Origin of the sequence: Frankia sp. CcI49 (assembly GCF_001983215.1) — a bacterium.
Classification (GTDB): Bacteria; Actinomycetota; Actinomycetes; order Frankiales; family Frankiaceae; genus Parafrankia; species Parafrankia irregularis.
In genome coordinates this window covers 89,006-114,273 of sequence record NZ_MOWP01000031.1, presented here as the reverse complement: position 1 = coordinate 114,273, position 25,268 = coordinate 89,006, and the positions used below count along the sequence as shown (strand labels likewise).

The 25,268-nt window shown below is 70.6% G+C and carries 22 protein-coding genes; 7 read left to right on the top strand and 15 right to left on the bottom strand.

Annotated features, from left to right (window positions below; all coding sequences use genetic code 11):
- Nucleotides 1–21: 21 nt before the first annotated feature.
- The 7 genes from CcI49_RS27715 to CcI49_RS27685 form a co-directional block, all read right to left on the bottom strand.
- Nucleotides 22–429, bottom strand: coding sequence for a type II toxin-antitoxin system VapC family toxin (locus tag CcI49_RS27715; RefSeq protein WP_054567106.1), 408 nt, complete (start codon nt 427–429; stop codon nt 22–24).
- Nucleotides 426–671, bottom strand: a complete 246-nt coding sequence (locus tag CcI49_RS27710) for an AbrB/MazE/SpoVT family DNA-binding domain-containing protein (protein WP_054567105.1) — start codon at nt 669–671, stop codon at nt 426–428. Before CcI49_RS27710 ends, CcI49_RS27715 begins: the two co-directional genes overlap by 4 nt.
- A 219-nt stretch (nt 672–890) precedes the next feature.
- Nucleotides 891–3,320, bottom strand: a complete 2,430-nt coding sequence (locus CcI49_RS27705; RefSeq protein ID WP_076831156.1) for a diguanylate cyclase — start codon at nt 3,318–3,320, stop codon at nt 891–893.
- Between the two features lie 277 nt (nt 3,321–3,597).
- Entirely contained in the window at nt 3,598–4,863 is a 1,266-nt protein-coding gene (locus tag CcI49_RS42705; RefSeq protein ID WP_076830853.1) for an FAD-binding protein, read from the bottom strand.
- Nucleotides 4,860–6,812, bottom strand: coding sequence for a ferritin-like domain-containing protein (locus CcI49_RS27695; RefSeq protein WP_131831206.1), 1,953 nt, complete (start codon nt 6,810–6,812; stop codon nt 4,860–4,862). The genes CcI49_RS42705 and CcI49_RS27695 overlap by 4 nt, the downstream gene beginning before the upstream one ends.
- A gap of 134 nt (nt 6,813–6,946) precedes the next feature.
- Nucleotides 6,947–8,437, bottom strand: a complete 1,491-nt coding sequence (locus CcI49_RS27690) for a radical SAM protein (RefSeq protein WP_083749748.1) — start codon at nt 8,435–8,437, stop codon at nt 6,947–6,949.
- On the bottom strand, nt 8,434–9,849 hold the full coding sequence (locus CcI49_RS27685; protein ID WP_131831205.1) for a hypothetical protein: 1,416 nt from the start codon (nt 9,847–9,849) through the stop codon (nt 8,434–8,436). The genes CcI49_RS27690 and CcI49_RS27685 overlap by 4 nt, the downstream gene beginning before the upstream one ends.
- Before the next feature lie 939 nt (nt 9,850–10,788).
- Here CcI49_RS27685 and CcI49_RS27680 point away from each other — a divergent pair.
- A complete protein-coding gene (locus tag CcI49_RS27680) occupies nt 10,789–12,105 on the top strand; it encodes a hypothetical protein (protein WP_116437517.1) in 1,317 nt (438 codons plus the stop codon).
- A 280-nt stretch (nt 12,106–12,385) separates the two neighbouring features.
- Nucleotides 12,386–13,738 carry an APC family permease gene (locus CcI49_RS27675; protein ID WP_076830844.1) on the top strand — a complete coding sequence of 451 codons (1,353 nt, stop codon included), beginning with the start codon at nt 12,386–12,388 and terminating at the stop codon, nt 13,736–13,738.
- Between the two features lie 149 nt (nt 13,739–13,887).
- On the opposite strand, the gene CcI49_RS27670 is transcribed toward CcI49_RS27675, so the two are convergent.
- From CcI49_RS27670 to CcI49_RS27650, 5 genes are all read right to left on the bottom strand, one after another.
- A complete protein-coding gene (locus CcI49_RS27670) occupies nt 13,888–14,883 on the bottom strand; it encodes an aldo/keto reductase (protein ID WP_076830841.1) in 996 nt (331 codons plus the stop codon).
- A 145-nt stretch (nt 14,884–15,028) separates the two neighbouring features.
- Nucleotides 15,029–15,562, bottom strand: coding sequence for an NADPH-dependent FMN reductase (locus CcI49_RS27665; protein ID WP_076830838.1), 534 nt, complete (start codon nt 15,560–15,562; stop codon nt 15,029–15,031).
- 133 nt (nt 15,563–15,695) lie between these two features.
- A complete protein-coding gene (locus tag CcI49_RS42230) occupies nt 15,696–17,165 on the bottom strand; it encodes a hypothetical protein (protein ID WP_076830835.1) in 1,470 nt (489 codons plus the stop codon).
- Complete coding sequence (locus CcI49_RS27655) at nt 17,162–19,390, bottom strand: hypothetical protein (protein WP_076830832.1); 2,229 nt, start codon at nt 19,388–19,390, stop codon at nt 17,162–17,164. Before CcI49_RS27655 ends, CcI49_RS42230 begins: the two co-directional genes overlap by 4 nt.
- Before the next feature lie 449 nt (nt 19,391–19,839).
- Complete coding sequence (locus tag CcI49_RS27650) at nt 19,840–20,403, bottom strand: MarR family transcriptional regulator (protein WP_198955644.1); 564 nt, start codon at nt 20,401–20,403, stop codon at nt 19,840–19,842.
- Between the two features lie 119 nt (nt 20,404–20,522).
- Here CcI49_RS27650 and CcI49_RS27645 point away from each other — a divergent pair, with 119 nt between their 5' ends.
- The 5 genes from CcI49_RS27645 (at nt 20,523) to CcI49_RS43605 (ending at nt 23,938) form a co-directional block, all read left to right on the top strand.
- A complete protein-coding gene (locus CcI49_RS27645; RefSeq protein ID WP_131831202.1) occupies nt 20,523–21,050 on the top strand; it encodes a hypothetical protein in 528 nt (175 codons plus the stop codon).
- Nucleotides 21,051–21,193: 143 nt separating this feature from the next.
- Entirely contained in the window at nt 21,194–21,478 is a 285-nt protein-coding gene (locus CcI49_RS27640) for a helix-turn-helix domain-containing protein (protein WP_277872760.1), read from the top strand.
- A 470-nt stretch (nt 21,479–21,948) separates the two neighbouring features.
- Nucleotides 21,949–23,037 (top strand): hypothetical protein, encoded by a 1,089-nt coding sequence (locus CcI49_RS41680; RefSeq protein ID WP_131831201.1) that lies wholly within the window; start codon nt 21,949–21,951, stop codon nt 23,035–23,037.
- Between the two features lie 95 nt (nt 23,038–23,132).
- Complete coding sequence (locus tag CcI49_RS41675) at nt 23,133–23,567, top strand: hypothetical protein (protein WP_131831200.1); 435 nt, start codon at nt 23,133–23,135, stop codon at nt 23,565–23,567.
- 272 nt (nt 23,568–23,839) lie between these two features.
- Nucleotides 23,840–23,938 carry a hypothetical protein gene (locus CcI49_RS43605; RefSeq protein WP_241840265.1) on the top strand — a complete coding sequence of 33 codons (99 nt, stop codon included), beginning with the start codon at nt 23,840–23,842 and terminating at the stop codon, nt 23,936–23,938.
- Nucleotides 23,939–23,975: 37 nt separating this feature from the next.
- Here the strand turns inward: CcI49_RS43605 and CcI49_RS27630 are convergent, their stop codons facing one another.
- The 3 genes from CcI49_RS27630 to CcI49_RS27620 form a co-directional block, all read right to left on the bottom strand.
- The gene (locus CcI49_RS27630) at nt 23,976–24,191 is read right to left on the bottom strand and encodes a flavodoxin (RefSeq protein WP_198955643.1); all 216 of its coding nucleotides are present in this window, start codon (nt 24,189–24,191) and stop codon (nt 23,976–23,978) included.
- A 134-nt stretch (nt 24,192–24,325) separates the two neighbouring features.
- Nucleotides 24,326–24,748 carry a DUF86 domain-containing protein gene (locus CcI49_RS27625; RefSeq protein ID WP_076830818.1) on the bottom strand — a complete coding sequence of 141 codons (423 nt, stop codon included), beginning with the start codon at nt 24,746–24,748 and terminating at the stop codon, nt 24,326–24,328.
- A gap of 3 nt (nt 24,749–24,751) precedes the next feature.
- Nucleotides 24,752–25,144: a nucleotidyltransferase domain-containing protein gene (locus tag CcI49_RS27620; RefSeq protein ID WP_054567091.1), complete on the bottom strand. Its 393-nt coding sequence runs from the start codon at nt 25,142–25,144 to the stop codon at nt 24,752–24,754.
- Nucleotides 25,145–25,268 lie beyond the last annotated feature (124 nt).

Here is a 25,268-nt window from a genome sequence, read left to right as displayed (position 1 = left end):
AACGCCGTCCGCGAATCCTGATCAGGAAGCGAGTCGGTCCACGGTGACTCCCATGGCTTCGTAGGTCGCGGTAGCTCGCTGGTCGAGACTCATCAGGGTCGCCTGGTGTTCGGCCGCGGTGAAGGCGATCAGGGCGTCGTAGGCCGGGCCGCCCAGGATCTGGCCGGCCGCCAGAACAGCCAGGAGTTCCTGGTAGCCCGTCTCCGACAGGGTGAGGAACGGATCAGTGAACCGCTCGGTGATGAACGTGTGCACGGTCGACGGCTGCGCCCGGTGCGGAGGCGGAAGGCGGGTCAGGACCGAGTAGGACTCGATCGCCGCGTGTGCGATCAGGCGCGGATGGCTGGCCATGGCCTTGCGCGCGACCGCATGGTGCTCGTGCCAGCTGGCGAAGCAGGCCACGACCACGCTGGTGTCGACAGCCTTCATCGCCGGGTTCGCTCCAGCGTGGTGCGTACCAGATCAGCGGTCAGCACCGGCATGTCCGCCTCTGCGATGGCGACCACGCCGTCACCCTCGTCCACCAGCGTCATCGGTGTCGGCGCCGGAACGATCTCGAGCCGCCCGTCTCGCTCGGCGATCTCCAGCGGCTGACCCGCCGTGAGCCCGAGAGCATCACGCAGCGCCTTGGGGATGACGACACGCCCCGCAGCGTCGATGGCAGTGCGCATGCCAGAAATCTACCATCGACTGCCCTGAAAGGCTTTCTCCGCGGCCAGGGTCAAGACCGCGACCAGAGTCGACATCCACGATCACCCGCGCGGTGGCGCCGAAGACGACAGTCCGCCCATCAGCCGTCRCGGCCGCACGGCTCGTGATTCGATTCTGGTGACACAGGACGCGAGACCCGAGCGACCAAGCCGACGAGAAGTCGCGTGCGCCGCGAGACCCTAGGCCGCTGGGCGACCGGTCGCCCCGGGCAGTGCGGCCGGTGGTCCGAACAGCTGTCCCTGCCCGAAGCGGCATCCGTGGCGCGCCAGTGAACGTGCCTGCTGCCGGCTCTGGACGCCGGTGGCGATGACCATGAGATCCAGGTCCTCAGCGAAGGCGATCACCGCATGGCGGAGCAGGTCGGCCCGGCCCACGCCGCCAGGGACACGACCGCCGAGCGAGCTGTCGAACATGAGTATCTCGATGGGCAGCTCGTCGAGCGACAGAAGACTGTTGTGGTTGCCGGCGATGCCGTTCAGTGCGAGGCGCAGCCCACGGGCGGCACAGGTACGCAGGCTGTCGGCGGCCCGCTCATCGAGGCGCTCCGTTTCCGACAGCCTGAGGACCAGCGCCTGCACCGGGAGGTCGGAGGCGGCCAACGCCGTCTCGATGTCGGCCGGCAGGTCGCGGGTCGGCCGTGCCACCGACACGCTGACGTAGACGGCGACGTTCTTTCCTGTCCGCCTTCGGTAGCGGCCGATGTCGTGGCAGGCACGGTCGAGGATCGCCTGTTCGAGCTGGTGGCTCAGCCCTGCGCCGGCCGCCACCGCGACCGTCCGTTCGCCTGTGAGATGCCCGAGGACCGGGTGACGCCACCGCGCCGAGGCCTGGTAGGCCACCGGGTGACCGTGGGTCAGATCGACGATCGGCTGGTACAGAACGTCGAGGACGCCACCCGCGGGATCTCCCCGCAACACCTGGTGCAGTGCACGGTGCGCCGGCAACGAGCCGCTGTGGGCGACGATGCCGGGATCGTAGACGACCAGTCGGTCCTTGCCCCGCTGCTTGGCCGCGTACATGGCGAGATCTGCCTGCTGGAGCAGACTCTCGGAGCTGATCGGAGATCCCGGCTCGGCGACTGCCAGGCCAAGGCTCACCTGGACGGCGTATGGCTGCCCGGCGAGGCGGCACGGCGCGCTGACGGCCGCGCGCACCCTCCTGCCGGCCGCCTCGGCGTCCACGGTCTCGTCCTCCAGGAGGACCGCGAACTCGTCGCCCCCGAGGCGGGCAACCGTGTCCGACGACGGGACGCAGCCGAGCAGCCGCCGAGCGACCAACCGCAACAGCTCGTCGCCGGCAGAATGCCCCAGCGTGTCGTTGACGRTCTTGAAATCATCAAGATCACAGAAGAGCAGCGACAGCCGGCCGCGGCTCCGCCGAGCGACCGCGTGTTCCAGCCGGTCGCCGAACAGGGCACGGTTCGCCAGCCCGGTCAGGGGATCATGGAGCGCCTGGTGGCGCAGCTGCCGACGGCTCTGCTCAACCCTGTCCAGCAGCCTCATGTTGTCCGCCAAGGTCAGCAGCTGACGGATCAGCACGACGAGCACAAGCAGGAGGACACCGAGTAGCACGCTCGGTCCGACCTGCGTCCGCGTCGCCATCTGGACGGCCACCAGCACGCCCAGGGCGGCCAGCGGAAGGTATGGGAGGAGCAGTCTCGCCCAGCGGGGGCCCTGCCCGGCCTGCCAGCCGGCCCAGCGGGCACGCCACCGGGCCAGGCCGCCGGGAGCGGATCCGAGACCAACGGCGGCGGGACAGACAGCACGGTCCGTCCGCGCCCGCGGCGGCACGATACAGGCGAGCCCGATCATCATCGTGCCGACGGTGTTGCTGGCCACCAGTTGCAGGGGCTCGGGCCGGCCGCTCGCGATGAAGTACAGCGACACGTGCAGAAGTACGGTGATGGAACCGAGCCCGCCCCCGAGCAGCGCGAATGATTCCCTGCAGCGGGGGCGCCGGAACACCCCGACGAGCAGAACTGTGATCAGCAGCAGGAAACATCCCAGGCCGAACGCCAGCAGGATTCCGAGCGAGGCCGGCGCCGGTGCCCGCGCGCGCACCAACGGGCCGAAGACGACCACCCAGCCGAGCAGGCTCAGCGAGCCGACGAGAAGCACCGCGTCCAGTACGGTGACGACCTTCCAACGAGTGCCGTGAGTTCCCGCCGGTTCGTCCTCCGGCCTGAGCGGGTCGGCAGGGAAGGCGAGCACCGCGGCGATCGACGCTGGAATGTACGCCAGATAGGCGGGCTCCGTCCCCGACAGCGGCGGCAAGGGGTTCTGCCCCAGGAACAACGCCCTGACGGATGTGATCAGGAGGCCGATCGCCACGCCGATCCATCCGGTGAGAAGGAGCAGCCTCCAGCGCCGCTCGGCGCCCCTCGCCCGCCGCGTCGACCAGAGCTCGCAGCCACCCTGGAGCCCCATCGCGGCCATGCCGCCGAGGCCGACGGCCAGCTCGGCGACGCGCGAAGGCAGGACGAAGGGGGCGAGCAGGGCTACGGACGCGACCACCGCGCACACAACGACGATTCGGCGGAACCTGGCCGCGCCGCAGTTCGGCGCTTCCCGCTCCGGTGCGATACCTCGAGTGAGCTCCGCGTGCGACATCATCCTCTCCGCCTGGGCTCTTCGTCGGCTCCGCCGGCGAGGATCGTGCTGCCAGCCGGACCGGATCACGCCGGCGAGCCCCCGCCACCACCATCTGACCCAAGGTCAGCATGTGGATGCGAACAGCAACAACCTCCACGCTAGTGCAGGAGGAAGAAGTCCGCTAATGCGCCGACCACGATCCTTTCGGGCCGGTCAGGCCACCGGATGGTGCACCTTGCACGCCGCGAAGGTCCACAGCGGGCCCGGGCATCGCCACCTTGGCCGCGCGGTGCGGCTACGGACTGTGCGGCACCAGTCTCCAGCCCGGTAGCGGGCCGGTCAGGGTGAACCTCGGAGAGGGGGCCGCGGCCAGGCCGAACCCGCGCAGGGCGGCGGCCGTCAGGTCGATCTCGTCCTGCCAGGCTGCCGGGTCCAGGCCGGCGCGCCCGGCGCCCCAGGATGTCCGCGCGCTGCCCGGACCTCCACCGACCGGACCACCACCTGCCGGACCACCGCCGACCGGATCTCCGCCGACGGGATCTCCGCCGACCAGATCTCCGCCGACCAGATCTCCGCCGACCAGGGCGGAGGTGTAAAGACCCAGGCAGGTGCGGACGTGCTCGGTGAAGGCGGTCAGGACCCGGTCCGTGACATGCGCGCGGACATCCAGCTCGTCGGCGCCGCGGTCGACCGCGTCGATGGCCGCCGCGGCGAGTACCGCTGTTCGGACAGCCTGCGCGGTCCCCGAACCGCTGAGCGGGTCGAACCGGGCGGCGTGGCCGCCCACCGCGATCCAGCCGGGCCCGCAGGGCGGTTGCCGCAACCGGGGCGCCGCGGGCACCACGACGGCGGCCTCGGGCGGTGCAACGAGCCGGCGTCCCAGCTCCGTCCCGTCCAGGAGCCTGCGCAGCAACGGCACCGGGTCCGCGACCGGCCCAGGCACCATGGCCTGCACCAGCGCCCGCCGCGGTCCGACCGGTGCCAGGAAGATCCAGGCCGGACCGGTGGCCACCAGGTGACTCGCGGCGGACTCGCCCGCCACGAGCTCCACCTCCGCGCTGATCATGTGTCTGCGCCCGATGTGAACCGGACGGCTCCCGGCCGGCCCGGCTGACGGGTGCCCGGCGGCGATCAGCCACTCGGCCGCCGACGGCGCGGGGCCGGCCGCGGTGAGCCGGACCAGGTCCGGATGGGTCTCGGCCAGCCGCCTGCCCAGCCGCTGGGCCAGCTGGGCCCCGTCGACCGCCAGACTCCGCTGTTCGAGGGGCTGGTCGGTGCCGGAGCCACCCCACCTGACGTATCGGCACCGAACCGGCCAGGCGCCGTCGAACAGACCGCTTCCGCCGTCCCAGACCTCCCGCAGCAGGTCGATGGTCAACTCGTTGAGCACCAGCCAACGCGCCGGCGGGGACGTCTCTCCCGGTGCCTGGCTGGTGCCGGATGCCCGCTCGGGGTCACCCGGACGCCATCCGGTGACCAGAACGCGGCGGCCCTGCCCGGCGAGCAGGTAGGCGCAGGTCAGGCCCGCCAGCCCGGCCCCGGTGACGACGGCGTCGGTCACCCCTGGGTCCGGGGCGGTGGCGGCTGGGCCGGCGGGGCGATCGTGCCGCCGGCGGCGATCGTGCCGCCAGCGGCGATCGTGCCGCCAGCGGCGATCGTGCCGGCGCCGGCGGCCTGCAGCTCGGCGAGCAGGGCCTCGTGCGCCGCGCCGTGCTGGAGGACGAGCCTGCGCTCCGGCGCGCCGCCCAGCTCGGCGACGGTCTCCTGGGCGCGGCGGATGCCGGCGGCATGATCGGCGACCGGGACGGGCAGCGTGACCGGGACGGGCAGCTCGAAGCGCGGCCGTACGCCGCGCGCCGCGAGCAGGTGGTTCGTCTCGTGCAGGCTGAACATCGCCCGGCGGGCCTGTTCGAGCAGCTGGCCGCCGGCCCTGTCCCCCAGCGCGAAGGTCGCCTGCAGGGCGTTGAGCAGCAGCGCGTAGTTCTGGTCGCTGAGATCGGCCAGGCCCTCGGTCAGCGCGTCGGCCGGGGCCACCCGCAGCGTGCGCAGGTAGCTCTCCGGTGCGAGCCCGGCGAGGTGGCCCTTGACCAGGCCGAACCGGCGGAAGTGCTCACCCCCCTCGTCGATGATCAGCTTGATGAGGTGGACGAGCCTGTCCCGCTCGGGGAAGAGATCGGGGCGCGCGTCGATCGTGGTCAGCAGCTGGACGTACATCCCGTCGACACCCGAGGCCGTTCCCTGGCTGGGCCGCTCGACCTCGATGAACCAGTCCAGCTGCGCCGGGGTGAGCGGCTCGAGCTGGAACGGCCGGTCGAGCTGGCGGTGGATGCGCTCGGCCCGCCCGACGTTCGGCGGCTGGCCGAGCAGGGCGAGCGCCTCGTTGACCCAGCGCAGGTGCCGCATCTCGTCGACGGCGATGGAGTAGACCTCGGTGGCCGCGGCGTGCACGCGGCGGGTGTGCTCGTCCGCGTCGTCGGGCAGCAGCCGGGGCGCGTCGAGCGAGTAGTGCGCGAACAGGTACTCCACCGAGAGGGCGTGTTCGACGGTGGCCAGGTAGTTCAGCTCGTCGAGCACCTCCTGGCGGGCCAGCTCGCCGACGGTCGGCCCGGGCGGCGGTGGCGGGGCGACCCCGGCGGTCTCCCGGCCGCCCAGCACGACGGCCAGGTCGTTCCAGGCATGGAGCATCTCGGCGTAGTCCAGCTCCTGCTCGCGCCGCCCGTCCTCGGTCGGCAGGTCCGCGGGCGGCGGGACGGCGGTGCGGTCGCCGCGCTGGAAGTTGACGTAGGGGATCTGCCCGTCGGCGCTGGTGACGACGTCGGGCTTGGAGGCCGCCCAGTAGAAGCAGCCGCAGTCCCGGAAGTCGTACTGCCACGGCGCGCACAGGCTGCGGGTCAGCTCGCCGGGCAGGTAGACCTCGGGGTCGATGACACCCTCGGGGTCGAGGTAGCGGGCCCGGTCGGCGACCAGGACCGCCAGCACCGTGCCGTCCGGGTCCCGCTGCACGACGCTGCGGTCACCGCGGCGGAACCCGTTGAGCGAGCCGTTCACGACGTCCGCGCCGGGCGAGGAGATGCCGGGCGCCGGGCCGAGCAGGATCGCGATCCGGCCCGGCATGAGGTCGTGCACCAGCCGCCAGACGTCCAGCCCGCCGAGGTTCGCGCAGCTGAACGTCGGGATGTCCGCCTCGGTCTGGTCGACGGTCGTGCGCCCGCAGACGGCCCACAGGTGCAGGGGCAGGTCCGCGTCGGTCAGGCCGCGCTCGGCGGCGATGCCGGTGGCGTCGACGCGGCGCAGCACGGCGCCGTCCGGGCGGTGGAACTCGAAGGTCAGCCCGGGGAAGAAGGCCTTGTCCAGGTTGCGCTGGTCGAACTCCAGCCCCGGATAGCAGTTGTCGACGCCGCTCTCGGGACGGGAGGCCGCCGGGTTGCCGCGCACGACGTGGTCCGCCCGCGCCGTCAGGTTTCGGGGGAAGATCTTCCCCACGGGTGGCCCGGTCACGGGTTCCGTCACGTTCCAGCCCTTTCGTCGCGCGCCGCGCCTCGTCGGGCGGCGCGTCGGTGTCCGCGCGGCGCACCTGATGGGCGACGCGTCCTGCTCACGCGGCGCACCTGTGTGGTCCGCGCGTCCAGCTCACGCGGCGTCCGTCAGCGGGCGACGGTCGTCGGATCGCTGCCGCTGCCGCCATACCCGGAAGACGCCGGCAGTCCCTCGAAGTAGTCGGGGCGCGCCGCGGACAGCTCGACGTAGGCCCGCAGGCAGAAGGCGAGCCAGCCGCGGATGTAGTCGCACCCGGGCCGCCCGCGCCGGGCCACCTCGTGGTAACAGCCGCCCCCGCACAGGTACCGGGCCCAGCACGACCGGCACGGGCTCATCCGGTCGACGTGGCCGCGGGCCAGATGCTCCGCCCGGGCCGCCTGGTCCGGGCCGGCCGTCACCGAGCCCATCGCGAAGCCTGGGTCGTCGACGAGCCGGTGGCAGGCGAACAGGTCGCCGTTCGCGGCCGCGCTGAGATACCCCGCACCCGCGCCGCACGGGTAGGGGCGGTGGCTGCCCCGATGAATCTGCGCCATGGCCGTCTCGAAGTTGCCGAACGGGTACCGGCGGCCGGCGGCCAGCTCACGCAGCGCCACCTCGCCGCATTCGACCATGTGCGCGAGGAACCCCTCGAACTGCGGCCCGGTGAACTCCAGCGCCGGGTCCGGCGACGCGACGACCGCGGCGAACCCGACCTCGTCGAAGCCGAGGCCGATCACATGGTCCAGGACGTCGAGCAGCCGGCCGCCCGCCGGGGTGACGGTGACCCGCGCGGCGAGATGGCGCGGACGCCCGTGCCGCGCCAGCAGGTCGAGCCCGGCACGCACCCGGTCATAGGCGCTGGCGCCACCGGGCAGCCGGCGCAGCGCGTCGTTACGGTCCCGGTCGCCGTCGAGGCTCACCGAGACGGCGAAGGGATACCGGGCGAAAAGGCGGGCGTCCGCGGGGCGCAGCTCGGTCAGGTTCGTGGTGAGGGAGAACCGCGCCCGGCGCCCGGCGGCCTCGGCCGCCCGGGCAGCGTAGGCGGTGACCTCGTGCACGAGGTCCGCGGCGAGCAGCGGTTCACCACCCATGAACCCCACGACCACGTCGGCGCCCGGCCGCGAATCGGCGAGGAGACGGTCGACCGCGGCGAAGGCGACCTCGCGCGGCATCACCCGGGCCGCGCCGCCGAAGCGGCCCTCGTCCGCGTAGCAGTAGGCGCACGACATGTTGCACGCCTGCATGACGTTCAGGGAGAGGGCTGACAGCGGCGGCGGGTCGATCGGGCGGCCGTCGATGCGCCTGGACGCGCCGGGCTCCAGCCCCAGGGCGGCGCGCGCGCCGGGCCCGAGCTCGCTCGCATCACCCGAGTCCAGCCAGGACCGCACCTGCCCCTCGACGTCACCGGGCAGGTCGTAGACCCGGCTGCCGTCCACCACGAACAGGTGTGCCCCGTGCGCGCTGTGGAACAGGCGCGCCTCGGCGGCGGCGCCCGGCACCACGTCCGGGACCGCGCCCGGCAGGGGCCGGTCGGCCGGCACGGGGTGCCCGCCCGGGGACGGGGCCGGGGCCGGGTCCGGGTCCGGCGGGCGGCGGCCGATCTGCAGCAGGACCGTCACGTGCCCTGCTCGACGTCCTGCCGCAGCGCTGCGCTCCAGGCCCGGAGCAGGTCGTACTGCCGCCGGGTGAGATGCATGGGATGGCGGTCGGAGCCGCGCATCAGCGCCGGCATGCGGCGGTCGTAGTAGCGCTCGCTGGTCGCCGGCTCGCGCACAACCGTGGGGAGCAGGTCAGGCCGTTCCCGCAGCAGGTCCTCCAACACCTCCAGAGCCAGGAATCGGCGGTGGCGCGCCCGGGCCGCCTCTGTCAGCGGGAACGGATGGTCGGTCAGCGGCTCGGCCGCCGGGAATGCCCGGTCCCGGGCCGCTGCCTCCGGTTCCCCCCGGCTGCGCGCGATCGCGATGTTCTCGAAACGGGCGCGGCCGTTCTGGGCGTCGACGTTCACCGTGGCGACCGTCTCCAGGATCCGCTCGAACAGGTCGCGGACCTCCAGGGTGGTGCGGGCGGCGTCCGCCACGTACGCGGGGTCGCGGACGTCGGCGCGCCGGACCCGGTCGGTCAGGCCGTCCGCGGCCGAGGTGAACGGGCGCTGGTCGGGCGCGAAGTCCGGCGGACCGACGACGATGCGTGCCACCGCGCTCAGCTCCGCCGGCTGACCCGGGCCCGCCGGCAGGACGACCCGCACCGTGCCGTCACAGACGTCGTCGACGAGCCCGAGACCGGCGTTGCCCTCCGCGCCCGCGAACAGCCCGCCCGGGTTGGTCCGCGGGTCGTCGCCGCCCAGCGCGAAGCCGACCCAGGGCGACTGCGGGCTGAGGACGAGCCGATCCGCGGGCAGGACGTAGTCGCTCGTGCGGTTCGGGAGGTCCGTCGGCCCGTACACGGCGCCGACGGCCGGGGTGAACCGCAGGCGTAGCTCCGGCAGCTCGGCGCTGGGCCTGGTCAGCTGCACACTGCCCAGCGGGACGCGGCTGCCGGCGGGCACCAGCGGCGCCGCGGACCCCGCGGGCGAGTGCCCGTCGAGCGCCCGGCGCCCGGTGTCGTCCCCGGCGATGCTCACCGTCGCGACGATCCGGTCGTCGTCGACCTGGGTGTAGTGGTGCGGCTTGAGGTTGGCGACCTCGACCTCCCAGCGCACGTCGCCGAGGGCGACACCGGCGGCGGCGAGGACCTCGGCGGTGATCGGCCCCTCGTGGGTCACGCCGTCGGCTGTCCAGGCGCCGTGCAGTTCGAAGAACGGGCACACCGGGCGGAAGCCGGCGGCGTCCTTGAACGTCACCGTCGCGGGCTGCCGGAGGGTGACCGTTCCGTCCTCGGCGACGTCGAGCGTCTCGGCCGGCTGGACCGTCGTGCGGCCGGTGCCCCGTGACGACAGGTCGTTGGGCCCCCAGACGTAGTTGTCACAGGGAGTGGTGGACGGGCCCAGCCGCCCGTAGGCGAGCGGCGGATACAACCACAGCCGGTCGATCACCCGGGTCTCCTGTTCTCCGTTTCCGCGCTTTCCGTTCCCTGCTGCCACCCGCACCCGTTCGGGTGGTCGACGCCGATGGCGGCGGAGGATTCCGTGTCATACCACACGGGAATCCGATGCCGTCACCGGATTTCGGCAATTCATCGGTGTTCCCTGGTGATTCCGATGCCCGCCGACAGGGCGTGTCCGTTTCATCCCGAAGGTTCATTCCGCACGTCATCGTCCCGACCAGCCACGGCAATCCCGAACGCCGGGCCGGACAACAGTACGGTGCTCTGGAAGCGAGATCGTTCGCGGTCACATGTATCACACCGACGCCGTCGGTCACCACCCCGGTCCGCGCCGCCACGCGGGCGACTGTCGGCTCCCGGACAACGCGTGGTTCCAGCCGTCGCCAGCCTCTTCCCGTGCGAGGATCAGCCTGCCCCACAGGCGGTGTCGACCGGATGAGAGACGCAGGTGCCCGTCGTGTTCGGGCCCCGGCGGTCTCGCCGACCTCGCCTCCGCACCAGGCCACGCAGCCGCCGGGAACAGGGCTCTGACGGCTTTCTTCGAGCAGGCAATCGTCAGAACCGAACAGTACGTCGGTCGCGGCGACAGCAGGTTCTTCAATCCTGCACGCATCGACCCAGCGCCCCGGGCGGCCCGGGGAGTTCAAAGGCCGTGGCGGTTTTCCCGACAGCCCGCTCGACGGCGCACACGGGACCCAGGCCCACCAACTGGCCGAACAGCTACCGGACAGCTACCGGACGGCCTGGTCGGCGACCGCTGGAACCGCGGGGGCTTCCGTGACGCCCCCGCACTCAACCAGGCCCGAGCGTCGCGTGGCCGAGCCGTCGAGCTCAGCATGGCAGCGGTCCGGAGTACACCGCGCGCTCGTCTGTCACCCCATCCGGCGACAGCGAGGTACATCGACACCCATCCGGATAGGTTGTTCGTGTGGTGGGCGGCAAAGGGACGGAGCCGGCGCGACGCGGAACGGCTGTCCTGTCCGCGGCTGCCATCGGCGGGGTGGCGGGGGCGGCTCTCACCGCCCATCGGAGCCGGCGGGCCACCGCTCTGGGCGCGCTGGTGGGCGCGGGCGCCCTGGCGGCCGGCGAAGCCGTCGCGCGCGCCCGGCAGCGGCCCGGCGAGATTCCCGCGCTGTGGCAGCGGATCGCCACCAGCGCGGCACTCGTCGCACCCGTCGGGTGGGCGGCCGGCCGGCGCAGCGGCGCGGGCCCCGTCACGATCGGCGCGGCGACCGGGAGCCTCGGCGGCCTGCTCGGGCTCCGGCCGCAGAAGGTGCTCCTCGGCCCGCCGTTCGGCGCCGCCGTGGGAGCGGTGCTCGCGGCCCGCGGCCGCCCGGTGCCGGCTGCCGCCGTCGCCGGCATCACGATGGCCGCCTACCGGACCGTGTCGGCGTTGGCGTTCCGGGACGCGCAGGTCGCCCTGCTGGCCGAACGGGTCCCCGCCGAGAGGCTGCCCTTCGTCGTGCCCCGGCAGTCGCGCTCGCGCGTTGTCGGAACCGGCTTCGTCCGAGAGCTGGCCGAAGAGCTCGGCGGTCGCTACGTCGCAGACGCGACCGACGTCGGAATCGTCGCCTCCATGGACGATCTGGCCGGCCCGGACGTCGACCCCGGCGCCGTCGACCCGCTCGTCCGGGAGTTCTACGAGCACACCACCCGTTTCTCGCTCGACATCGTGCCGCGGTGGCGGCTGTGGGTTCGCCCCGGCTATCTGCTCTACCGCAATCTGCTGGCCCGCCCACTGGGCCAGGCGAACGTGCCGATGAACCAGCGAGAGACCCAGCGGGGAATCCGCAGCCGCATCGACACCATCACCCACCCCGGCACCGGCACCGATTCCGACGTGGTGGCGGTCCGCGGCTGGATCCGCTCGTTCGCCGACACCGACGAACCCATCTACGTCGGCATCTACACCACCTACCGGCATGACGGCCGCGGCTACGTCAGCGTCGGTTTCCCCCTTCCCCAGGCCAGTTTCACCGCCACCCTGCTGCCACGCGCCCGGCCCGACGGCGGCCTGACCCTGACCAGCCGCGGTGGCGACCTGGCGCACCCCGGCCACTACCTCACCTTCCGCGACCCCGCCGACGGCACCCTCACCGCCCTGGCCGTCCACGGCTTCACCGAACAGCTCGACGTGTACCGGCGAGACGGCGACCTGCGCGCCGACCACGCGTTCGCACTGTTCGGCATCCCCTTCCTCGTCCTCGACTACCGCATCAGCCGCAAACCGCACAGACCCGCGTAGGCGACACGACCCCGTTGGGCCGCCTCGAGTCCGCGAGCGCGCGGCCGACAGGTTCCTCGCCGCGCCGACGAGCGCAATCCCCCGGCATCCGACAGGCGGGCCGGCAGGCGCGGTGTCAGGATCCGGCCCAGGGGAGGCGGCCCGGTTCTCCCAGCGGCCTCGCGGGCAGCGACCATCCCGCCGGTCCGGGGCGGCCACACGGTACGGGCCAGCGACCGCCGTCGGCCGGATGACAGCCAGCCACACTCGCGGAGACGGGACTACCGATGACGAGACGGCGGTGACCGGGCGGACACCCGACACCGAACAACCCGCCCTGGCGCGCGTCCTGAGCGGACGGATGCTGGTGTTCCTGGTGCTCGGCGACGTCCTCGGATCGGGGATCTACGCGCTCACCGGGCAGATCGCCGCCGATGTCGGCGGGATGATCTGGGCGCCGTTCCTGATCGCCTTCACACTGGCGTTGCTGACCGGGACGTCCTACGCCGAGCTCGCCGGCAAGCACCCCCGGGCGGCCGGCGCGGCGCTCTACGCCGACCAGGCGTTCCGTCGCCCGTATCTCACCTTCATGGTCGGCTTCACCGTACTCGCCGCCGGGATCACCTCCACCGCCACAGCCGCGCGGGCCATCGGGGGCGAATACCTCACGGAGTTCGTGACAGCCCCGGTGGTCGTCGTCGCGGTCGTGTTCCTTCTGCTGACCGCCGTCCTCAACGCACGTGGGATCGAGGAGTCGGCCCGGGTGAACCTCGTGCTCACCGTGATCGAGCTGGCCGGGCTGTTGCTGATCGTCGGAATCGGCGTGTACGCGCTGCTCACCGGAACCGGTGAGCCTGGGCGGGCCTTCGAGCTGCGGGCCGAGGGCTCTGCGCCGCTCGCCCTGCTCGCCGGCACGACCCTCGCGTTCTACTCGATGCTCGGCTTCGAGAACTCGGTGAACCTGGTCGAGGAGGCCCGACGGCCGCGCCGGGACCTGCCGAGGGCGCTGTTCGGTGGCATGTTCATCGCCGGCATCGTCTACCTGTTCGTCGCGTTCACCAGTGCGGCCCTGGTCGATCCCGACGTCCTCGCCGGTTCGAGCGCCCCGCTGCTGGAGGTGCTGAAGGCGTCCGACGTGCCGGTGCCGCCGAAGCTGTTCGCCGCGGTCGCGCTGGTCGCGGTCGCCAACACCGCCCTGATCAACATGGTGATGGCATCCCGTCTCGTCTACGGCATGGCCGCCCAGGGCACGATCCCGGCCGTCTTCGCGCGCGTGCTGCCCGGCCGGCGCACCCCTCCGGTGGCGATTGGTCTCGTGACGGCCCTGGCGGTGGCGCTGGCCTGCACCGGCCAGCTGGCCGGCCTGGCCGACACCACCGTCCTGCTCCTCCTGCTGGTCTTCCTCATCGTCAACATCAGCGCGCTGGCACTGCGCCGCGAGCCCGCCTTGCCGGGCGCCTACCGGGCCCCCACCTGGGCCCCGGCACTCGGCGCGCTGTCCTGCGCGGTGCTGGCCACCCCGCTGGTCCACCGTGAAGGCACGGCCTACCTGCGCGCCCTGGGTCTGCTCGCGATCGCCGCCCTCGTCGTCATCACCCGGAAGGTCGTCAACGGCAGGTTCCGCGCGTGCGCCAGCCGCCCGCCATCGCTGTAGTCGGCGGCCCGCTCCAAACGCGTTCCGGATCACCGTGATCACTGGTGGTCTGCGGCCCGGCCGGCGGTGAGACGGCATGACCGGGCCGCGCGAACCTGCCGAGCCGGACCCCTGCGCGATGGCAGAACGCGGCGGGCGGACTTCGCCGGCTACCAGGCGAAATGCTCGGGGGCCGTCCGGTAGCCCGGGAAGATCTCGTCCAGCCGGGCCAGCGCCTTCTCGTCCAGGCGTACGTCGAGTGCCCGGACGGCGTCGTCGAGCTGCTGCGGGACGCGCGGGCCGACGATCGGCGCGGTGACGGCCGGCTGGTGGAGCAGCCAGGCGAGCGCGACGTCACCAGGCTCGTGACCAAGCTCGGCGGCGAAGTCCTCGTAGGCCTCGATCTGCGGGCGCCTGGCCTCCAGGGCCGTCGCGGCCCGGCCTTCCAGGCGCCGCCTGCCCTCGCGTTCCTTGCGGAGCACGCCACCGAGGAGCCCGCTCTGCAGCGGCGACCACGGGAGGATGCCCACGCCGTAGTGCTGCGCCGCGGGCAGCACCTCCAGCTCGACCTCACGGGTGAGCAGGTTGTAGATCGGCTGCTCACTGACCAGGCCGAACGTCCCGCGCCGGGCCGCTGCGCTCTGCGCCTGGGCGATGTGCCAGCCCGCGAAGTTGCTGCTGCCGACGTAGAGGATCTTGCCGGCCGCGACGGCGACGTCGACAGCCTGCCAGATCTCGTCCCACGGGGTGCCGCGGTCCACGTGGTGGAACTGGTAGAGGTCGATGTGGTCGGTCTGCAGGCGGGCCAGGCTCGCGTCCAGGGCGCGGCGGATGTTGAGCGCCGACAGCTTGCCCTCGTTGGGCCACTCCCCCATGGCGCCGTAGACCTTGGTAGCCAGCACTGTGCGCTCCCGGCGCCCACCGCCCTGCGCGAACCAGCGGCCAATGATCGACTCGGTGTGGCCCGGGCCCTCGCCCTGACCTGACACGCCGGCCGAGCGCAGGCCGTAGACGTTGGCCGTGTCGAAGAAGTTGATGCCGTACCCGTGCGCCGAATCCATGATCTTGTGAGCATCGGCCTCGTCGGTAAGCGGACCGAAGTTCATCGTCCCGAGACACAGGCGCGAGACAGACAGACCGGAACGGCCGAGATGAGTGAACTGCATCCTGGGCGAAGTCCTCTCCGATGAGGGATCGCTCGGCGCCAGGCTCAGACGGGCGCCGCGCTGGCCTTTCCAGTCTCCACCTCCACGTGGGCCCCAGCCAGCAGATCCGCGGCGAGGCGGCCTCCACGCCGCGCAACACCGGCGGTCAGGCGGGCGCGGCGGCCCGCCGGGCGACAAGCTCAAGCACTTCACGCAGGGCGCCCCGCACCCGTTCGTCGCCGACGAGCCCATCCGGCCCCACCGCATCCCGCCCCACCACGATGCGCACCGGGCTGGGCACCGCGACGACCGCGCCGACGTAGCCCAGCACCGTGGCCAGCGCCGCGTCCGCACCGCCCCCTCGGCCCTCGGCAGCCACATTGACCCAGGCAACCGGCTTGCCGTACAGCTCACCGCCCCCGACCGTCCAGTCGAGCAGGTTCTTCAGGCTGCCCGGCAACGACCCCGCATATTCCGGCGTGCAGAACAGCACCGCGTCCACCGCGTCGAGGTGCCGCCTCAGTTTCGCCACCGCGGGGTGGACCGGCTCCTGGTCGCCGGGAACGAATGCCGGCAACTGCGCCAGTCCCCCGTAGAGGTCGGCGATGACGCCGTCGGGGGCGACGGCCTGGGCGGTTCGCAACGCGGCCGTATTCGTCGAGCCGCCACGCGTGCTACCGGAAACGAGCAGGATCCTCACCTCAACGCCCCTTCATGTCGCCAGGAACAACACGCTTCGGTACGGCCGACGCTCGCACCGAGCCGGTTACGCGGGCCAGCCTGGGGTTGTACCGGCCGATCCGCCGTCTACCAGGAACCAACGGCTCAGGAGACTAGGAACGCAGGGCGGGAACGGTCAGGGCTTGGGCGCGGGCCGCAGTGGCGAGCAGGGTCTGGGCCGTCGAGGCGAGGTCCGCGACCATCGCGACGAGGATCCGTGGGTCGTTCTGATCGCCCCAATCGTCGACGGCGGTGTGCGCGTGCGCGGTCGTGAGGTCGACCGTCACCGAACCGGGGCCGTCGCCCTCGCCGTTGCCGAACCCACTCGTCAGAAGGCTTCGCGCGGTGTCGGCGATGCCGCGGGCGACGAAGTCACGGGCCGACGGCCGATCCTCGCCCTCGCCCTCGCCGGCGTTGCCGTAGCGGTCCAGCAGCGAGCCGGCGAGGCCGTGCGGGCGCCGCGGCGACTCACTCGCATCGTCCGGCGGCATGCCACCGTCGTCCCCACCACCGTCGTCCCCGCCGCCTCCGTCGTCCCCGCCGCCTCCGTCGTCCCCGCCGCCTCCGTCTCCCTCACCATCGTCGCCACCGCCGTCGCCACCGTTTCCGCCACCACCGGCGTTACTTCCCCCACCGGCGCCGGCGGTGGAGCTGTCGCTGATGGCCTCGCCGTTCCGGTCGAGAACGGTCGTATGCCGGTAGACGGTGCCGTCCTCGCCTTTCGAGGTGGTCTCGATGGTTGTCTCGCCGGTGGTTTCGTCCTGGGTGACCTTCGTTTCGCTCTCGTTCTTCCCGTCGGTCGAGTAGGAGCTCTTCTGCTCCGACGTGACGTTTCCGTTCACGTCGCGGTGGACGTCGGTGCGGACCGTCGTCGTGGTTCCCGAGTCGCGGTCCTTCCAGGTCGTCTCGGTATCCGTGTCCGTTCCGCCACCCGGGGACGGCGTGGTGACCGTCTTCGTCGTCCTGTCGACGGTGTGCCCGTCACTGTCGACGTAGGTCTTCGTGTCCGTGTCCTGGCGGACAACCAGATTCCCCTGGGCATCGCGCTGCTCACGGGACTCGCTGACCGAACCGTCCGGGCGCTCGGTCCGTTCCTTCGTGCTCTTCACACCGTTCGGCGAGACGATGGTGGTACTGGTTCGGACACTGCCGTCGGGCTGGCGGACCGGACCCGTGGTCGTAACCGTCGGACGGGCGTCGCCCATGGTGACGGCGAGGTCGGGGAAGGCTCCAGGAACGGTCCTGCCGACCACGGCCCAGCCGCCCGTCTCGGCCGTCCAGCTCGCCGTCCCGTCCGGGCCGAACGTCGCCGTGCCACGGACCGTCACCCGTTCGCCGGTTCGGCGGGTCCAGCTCGTCTCGGTGTCATGCGGGCCGACCGCACGGGCGACGGTCACGAGCGTCGCCGCCGGCGCGCCCCAGCGGCCCGGAGCCAGCTCGACCTCGGTCTGTGACCAGCCGGAGCCATCGGTCACTGCCACGCTGACGCCGTGGTGGCTCGTCTCGACGACCGCGTACCGCTGGCCGGTCCCGTCGGTCAGGACGGCCGTCAGGCGGCCGTTCGAGCGCAGTACCAGCCTCATGCCGTCCGGCTCCCGTTCCCGAAGGGGATCGCGACGACGAGTCGGTCGTCATGGATCGCGGCCACCCGGCCGTCGCGCAGCGTCACGCTGAACGGCGGGGGCTCGGCGCCCGCGGGCTCCTCACGCGGGCCGGCTCCCGCGACCTCACGGACCTCACCCGTCGGCGACCAGACGGTCAGGCCGCCGTCGACGGTGCGCACACCGACCCCGTCCTCGAGGCGGAACAGGCTCGCCGCGGGCGCGGGCAGCGCGACGACCTGGGTCGGCAGCAGCCAGCGCTGGATCAGCCGGGCCCCGTCCGGGGCGGCCGGCAGGTCATGCTCGAGCGTGAGCTCGGTGGCGGCATCCGTGACGAGTTCGATCGCCACGGCAGTGCCATCCGAGGGTGAGAGCGCGACCAGCCTGCGGTCGTCCGCACCGTCGCGGTGGCCGGTGACGGTGACGGTCGCGCCCCCGGGGATCTCGCTCACGGCCAGCTGCCAGTGCCGCAGAGCGTCCACGCCGTAGGTGAACGGAGGCGGGTCCACGAGCCAGCCGATCCTGATCCGCGGGTCGTGCCAGTCCCGGCCGAACCGGCGGCACTGGTCGACGGCCAGGATCTTGACCCGGGCGGGGTCCGGAGCGGGAGGCGGAGCGGGGACCGGGCCGGTGCCGATCGGTTTGCCGGACGGCGAGCGCAGGTAGCCCGCCAGGTCGTAACGGCGGATGCCCGCCGAGGTGTGCAGGAACGCCCGCCCGACGGACCCGGCAGCCGCTGGATTCCCCACGATGGCGATGCGTTGTTCGGGCCGCGCGCTCCACCCGTCGAACTGGAGCTCCCAGCCCTCCGCGGGCAGGACCGTGCTGGAACGGAACACCGTGACCGGGACGTGCATGACCAGGGTGGCCAGGGCCATCGCGTCGTCGGTGACCCGGACGTTGGGAAGCTCGAACGTCTGTCTCCAGCCTCCACCGTGCTCGCAGGTGATGCCGCCGACCCAGTCGCCCTGCAGCTGCCCCAGCGGTTCGGCCGCCGGGGCGAAGGTCGCCCGGTGGTTGATGCCGAACGGGACGCCCAGCTTTCCTGAGACGACGAGGCCGTCCGGCCCGGCCGACGCGGCCTGGACGAGGGCGGTCGGCAGCGGGGCCGGGAGGCTCTGGGTGCCCTCGTAGGTCGCCGACGAGTCSTCGCTCGCGACCTTCCGCAGGTCGCCGCGCGAGTCGGCGCCCGTCACCTGGTTACGCACCCCGTCGGCGATCATCGAGCCGACGATGCCCAGGCTCAGCGCGGCGAGCGCTATCGCGGGGACCGGGTTGACCACCGCCAGCAGGAGGGTGAGGGGGCCGCCCTTGGCCGCCCAGCATCGAAACGAGTCCCAGTCCGACGCGTTCCCGTCTATCACGAACTGCGTGGTCAGGCTTTTCGCCTCGATATCGGGCACCAGCGCCAGCCGCGTGGTGACGTCGACCGAGAGGTCGACGTCACCGAACGGGCCGGAACAGGCCTTGAGCTTCTTGACACCGAATCCGCCGACGACACCCCAGTCGCCGGTCCCGAAGGGGCCGAGGGGCTGCCAGGTGGCTACCGGCTGCTCCTCGACGGCCATTCCCGCGCCGAAGTCCGCGATCGCGGTCTTCAGTGCGGTGAGCAGCTGTTCCCGGAACACCTCGCCAGAGATACGGATGCACCATTCGGCCCCGTCGAGCGCCACCACGCGGTCGGCGGTCGGCGCGGTGAGCTCGCCGGGATCGCCGGTCACGAACCGGATGGTCACGGCCTGGTCGCTGGCGAGCACCGCGGCGCCGACCACCCTGACGCCGGCGGGCACCGGGAAGTCGCGGCGCGCGATGCCCAGCGAGAAGGCCGGCTCCGACGGCGGCCGGCCGGGAATCGCGAGCGCGACGAGGTCGATCCGCAGATGCTGCAGCGCACCTTCGCCGGGGACGGCAGTCACGGTGAGGGTGGCCGTCCCGGTGGTCTTCGTCATGGCGGCGGGGTCGGCGTCCAGCTCGGCGATCGACACATGGCTGATGGTCACGTCCGCCGTCAGGAGGAGGACACCGAACCGCGCCGGCACGCCCGGCGCGGACGAGACGATGGTCGGCAGGCCCCAGTCGAGCCGAGTGATCAGCCGGTCATGACCGAGCACCGCGAGCGAGCCGGTCGGCAACCCCTCGATCAGCATCAGACACTGGGCAAGCGCGGAAAACTGGTTCCTGGTGAACTCGGCCTCAATGACACCCATGCCCGTCTTCCTCATTCCCCGTTGTACGCGCCCGCCCGCCGGGAACACACGCAGGCACGTTGAAAGAAAGTCCGGTGACACTGCCGTGATGTCGGCCTCAAGCGCCGACCGGGCACCGACGATACCGCTGGAAAAAGTCGACGACCCCGCCATTGTCGGTGTACCGACCAATGCCAGCGGGTCGCGCCTGGCCGCTGACGGTTGACGGCCCGGCCGGCGGTGAGGCGGCACGACGGTGTCGCACGAACCTGCCCGGATGGACCGTGACGCAATGGCTGACGCGGGAGGCGGCCTTCGGCGGCTACCAGGCGAAATACTCGGGGTCCGTCCGGTACGGCCTGACGATCGACGAACCGCCCCGCAACAGGTTGTTCCGGATCACGCGGACATCAATTGTCGCGTTCCGCAGTCAGGGGGCGGTGCGGACGGCACCCGGGCGGCCCGCCTGCCTAGATCACATCGCCCGGCGCCGCGCCTGACGTGGGAGACGGGGGAGACGGGGGCGACGGGGGCGATCCGAGGGCCGTCGGCGTTCCCGGCGTCGTGAGCGACGCGGAGGCGTCGAGGGCCTCGGACTGCTCCTGGCMGAGCCGCGCGGTCTGAGCCCTGAGGACCTGGATCGTGTTGCGCAGGTAGTCGACGATCGCGGCTGTCTGGTGCTCGTCATACCGGGTCATGAACGCGCCCATCTCGCGGCCGAGCTCCGCGAAGATGCCGGTCAGGTCGGGTGCCCGCTGCGGGTCGGCGCGGACCAGCACCCGCCGGCGGTCCGCCGGGTCCGGAATCCGCTGGACGTAGCCGGCGCGTTCGAGGCGGTCCACGATTCCGGTCACCGCGCTCGCCCCGACGCCGAGGGAGGGCGCGAGCGCGCCGACGGGCATGGGTCCGGTCCGCACGATCACGCCGAGCGCCTTGTGCTCCGCCGCGCCCAGCCCGAGGCGGCGGGCGATCGCCTCGTGGAAGAGCACCACCGCGGTGCTCAGCTCCCATCCCAGTGTGTCGCCGTCCGTCACGGCCCTCGACTCCTCCGGCACGCCTCCAGCATGACCTCCACAGGCCGCCCCTTGCGCGCCCACCCTCCAATAATTCATGATCGTGGAAAGTTCATGATGATGAAAGAAAGGGAGCTGGGATGGCAACGGGACTCACGGTGAGTGGTCACGCGCTGCGTTGGGCCGCACGCTGTTACCGCGACAACGCGGCACTGCTGGTGACGCTCGCGGCCGCCGCCTCGCTGCAGCGCTTCGGGACGATCCGGTACGGCGACGAACTGCCCGCGGCAATCGGCCCGGCCGGCGAGGCCCTCACCGGCCTCACCCGTATCGCCGTGATCGCCGTCGCCCTGCGCGCCCTTGCCCGGGAGCCCGAACTGGCCCCGCTGACACCCCGCGAGCGCCTTGACCTGTTCGGGTCAGCGGCGGGCGCTCGCTGGAGGTTGCTCGTCACGCCCGCTCTGCTGCTCGCCGCCGCTTTCGTGATCTTCGATGTCATCCCGAACGCCGTGATCACCCTGTGGGTCGAGCCAGCTGATCGCCGTGAGCTCATCCAGGCGATCCTGGTGGCTGTGAAGAATCCGACGGTGATCGTCCTGACCATGCTCTGGATGGTCGGCCTGGCTCGCGAACTCATGACCGAGCACTTTCGCGCCGCGGCTCGCTGAAGCTCTCGGTTCCGCCGTGCTGCCGTCGGGTCCGCGGGCCTCGCTGGGTCCGCGGGCTCCGCCGGGTCCGCGGCGGGTGGCCGGCGAGCGGGTGAACCGCCGTCTCGTGGCCGTTGCACGACACGCCCGCCCACCCGTGGACGGTGGCAGACCCGGCGGCCAATATCGGAGTGTCGAGGGTCGGCCTAGCCCGTGGTGTCACCGTCAGGGTGGGCGAACCACCGATCACCCACCTGGCCAGCCGGCGAATCACCTCGGCCGCCGACCTGCTAGGGGAGACCGACCAGACGGTTGGCACGATCGCGAGGAAGGTCGCCTACGCCAACGCCTTCGCACTGAGCGTGGCGTTCAAACAGCTACGCGGCACGCGACCAAGTAATCATCGAGCCCCAGGACACGACGTCCGCGATCCCGGCTCCAGCCCGTGACACGGACGACGGCTGCTCGCACTGCGAATGAGAGCAATCCGAAGAGCGGAGGTCAGCACTCGCCTTGGCCTTCTTGCTCATCGTCAGGTGTCGGACGCTCGGCAATCTTCGGTCGGATCGCAGTGGCGATCATTAGCTCAACAACGACTGGTGCGATCAGCTGCGGAGCAGTTAGCCAACCGAACCATGCAGCGACCGCTACCAGCCCTAGAACCAGGACATATATGAGGATTTCCCGCCAGACAGGGGCAGTGCGGGGGGTGCCGGAGGTGCTCATGAGCGTCTCCCAAGGTTTGCCGCGATGAGTCGTGGAACGCGAGGTCTTTCGACGTGTCCTGATCGACTGCGCAGTCGCCGTCCACCCGGCTTGTCGCTTCTGCCAGGAGCTTTGCGTCCCATCCGATGAGACCACCCGGACAGGAGCCAACACCAACCCCACATGTGCACCGTTTCGGTGCGATGAGGGTGCCGTGACGGTGCAGGCGGCACTACCATCGCACCCAAGCCGTCCGCACGGCCTTGTGGCGTTTTGTTGCGAGGCGTCAAGTGGATCTTGTGGCGAGGGGGTCGGCCAGGGAGTGCAGGAGAAAGATTCGTCATCACATTCGGGACCAGAAGGCCCGGCAAACAGCATTCCATTGGCCGACGATCTGAACAGCCGGATTTATGAAGACCTAAAGCGACTCATTAATCCTGGACTGGTGCGTGCTCACGGCGACGGCGAGCTGACCACCTTGCCCCATTTGGCATCCGTGAGAAGAAAGCGATCAGGGACTTCGAAACGTGGGGAGCTTCACGCAATTCGTACTGTTGTCCTTGGGGCGATTGAGCAGCTGGGCCTGCCAACGTCCGCGGCCGCGAAAGAACTCTTGGCTCTTGAATCCAATCCGACAAGGGTGGAATTCCGACGGGACCGCGCCGCTCGCGCGATAGGCCTTCAGTCCGGCCAGGGGTTCAAGTCACACCGCCAGTCGGCACTGCTGAAAGAACTCGCCGACACCATCGAGCATCTCGAGGAGAGCATCCATGAATCACTGAAGACTCAAACACCAATCGTTCTAGAATGGCCAGTAATACAGATGGCAATTGTCCGGATGCATGCAAACGTCGACCGATCGTTTGCGCCCGAACTTCTGCTGACCATGTCGGGTCCCGGCAGTTTCGCCGCCTGCTATTTCAGCACCCTTAGCTCAAGAGACGTGCCACTGATAGTGTGCACAACCTTTCCAAGGCGAGACGACAGACTCCCGAGCCACAGTATCTTCGAACGCGCCGCCACGGCTTCCAACTACGTCAGGATCGACACATCCAAATGGGTCGTTTACCTGCCAAACCTTCTCTTCGAATTGCCAACCAAAACGAGGGTCCTAATTCTTGACGATCGAATCCTGTCGGGCGAAACGCAAAATACCGTCGCCGAAAAAATTGGGGGTCGCTTCGATGTTCGAAGGGCGGCCATTATCGCGCACACCTCGGCACTCTCAATGCTCGATTACCACGGGATGGTCCTCGATGATGACTACATAATGCCCTGGGGATCCAAGCACGGCCGACAGTGAGAATTGAAATATTCACTTTTCGGAACGAGAACCTTAAGGCTCCCCCGCGAGGATCTTTAAGAATCGACGCCAGACGCACGTAAGGATGACACACAATGAATGACGAAACAGTCAACGAACTGGCCGAGCATGTCCGAACCTCGTTGGAGTCAGTGAAAATTATTCAAGAAGCTTACGATGAGGTTGGATGGCAAATCAAARACCCAGCACTGGCGAAGGTCCGGCATATGCTACTACACCTCATGAAGGTTACTACAGAAGTCGCAGTCATCGTGGAAGACGCCGAGCACCGACTACATGACGGAACTCCCGCCGATGAAGTCGGAGCACACTTCACGGAAAGAATTGCCCAACGAGGGGACATCGCTGGACATTTGCTTTTCCATGCTGCACAGCTGGCAAATATCGGGAGCCACAACCTGGGGCAGCAGCTACTAAAAGTATATGCGGAGAACTCTCAACGATTCGCTCCGAACTCAGTTTTTGTCGGTATCGACCAACGACGGTCCCCGGCAGAGAATTCGCAGTAGGTTTAGAACCCGTAATGAATTAGCTCGACGGCGTCTGGTGCCCTTATGCGCCAGCTACGTCCAGGAGTAGCCCATGCCCGAAGGCGCCGGACGCGCTGGACGACCTGCGCGAGGCGCTCGTCGGCCTGATCGAGGAGTCGGGATCCCGGGGGGTGTCCGTCACCGTGGCGGCCTGATGCCGCCTGCGACCTCCGTCCGCGAGGCATCCAGCGGTCCATGCGCTGGATCGTCAGGGCTTCAAGGTTGCGAAGTTCAACGGCAGCCATCACATCATGCGACACCCGGACGGACGTGACACGACGGCACCGGTGCAGGGTACGCGCGACCTTGCGACAGGCAATCTGCGCGGCATCCATAATGATGCGGCCTAACGATCGAAGAACTCGCCCCGTGACAGCCCGTTTCAGGTCACGYGGGCATCAGGCTGGCCACGACCGTCGCTCCGAGCTCCCAGCAGGCCTCGCGCACCGCGGCGTCCACTTCGCCGACGATCGACAGCGGCTCCCGCAGACGCTTCCACTTCAGCCCGGTGACGATGGCCTCGACCCCGCGGATCGCGCCGGTGGTGTCGCTGTTGCCGTGCACGTGGAGCGCGTACGGCCGGCCGATGGTCGCCTCAAGCACGGGATAGTAGATCTGGTCGCAGAACTCGCGGAAAGTCGCGTGCGTCGTGCCGTCACGCTACGTGCCACACGAGGTTCGCCGTAGCGGCCTGCATGGCCATCGTCCAGGTCGGGCAGGACGACGTGCGTTCTCGGCTACGCCTCCGCGGCAGACACGTACGCCGCTATCTGCCGGACGAATTCGTCAAGGCCGTCGAGGGCGTGCAGTCGAGCAACGACGATCTCGTCGTTGACCGCGATGTAGTCGTGGACGAGGACGTTCCTGAAGCCGACGGCATTGCGGAGCGACACTGCGAGCGTTGAGGCCAGCGCCCCATGGTCGCCAAGGAGTTGGATCGCGTCGCCATTGTCCGCCGGCGGTCCCCAGCCCTGTGTCGCGCAGATGTGCTGCGCGACGTCAACGCAGGCCTCGATCGCTGTCACGAAGGTGTACTTCACCCCGCGCAGCCAGATCGGGTCCGCGCGGCGCTCGCCGTCGGCGTCCGCCTCGGAGCGGAGCACAGACAGGTCGTCGGTGATCGCGCGGAGCAGGCGCAGCACCCTGGCTTCGTCGATCACCGGCTACGCACTCCGGCCCAGAACAGCCGCGGCGAACTCCCGGTGCGCCCGGGTGATCCGCGGAAGCTCGTCGAAGTAGATCTTTCTGGTCATCGCCTCCCAGCGCACCCGCGCGGCCCGGTCGTCCTCGAAGAGCAGACGCCCGCCGACCGCCACCCTGCCCGCGAGCTCAAGCGGCGCGCTGTCAAGAACGAGCAGGTCCACGCCCGGCGGCAGGAGTATCTCGAAGGCGCTCGGAGTCCGTGGGCCGCCGAAGAAGGCGGCGATATCGATGTCCGAGTCCGCCCGGTGACACCCGACGGCGCGGCTACCGTGCAGATAGGCGAACCGGGCGCCCGCCCGCCGCAGCACGGCGACAGCGTCGCGCGTCGCGATGGTCGCGAGCGTCTCGTCCATGCCCCGATCATCCCAGACACAACGGCCGCGCGGCACTCGGCCTCCGTCCGCGTCGCCGGCCCCGCACAGTGGTCTCGGGTCCGCTGGAGGTCTCGTTCATCGAACCCGCCGAACCGCGGCACGG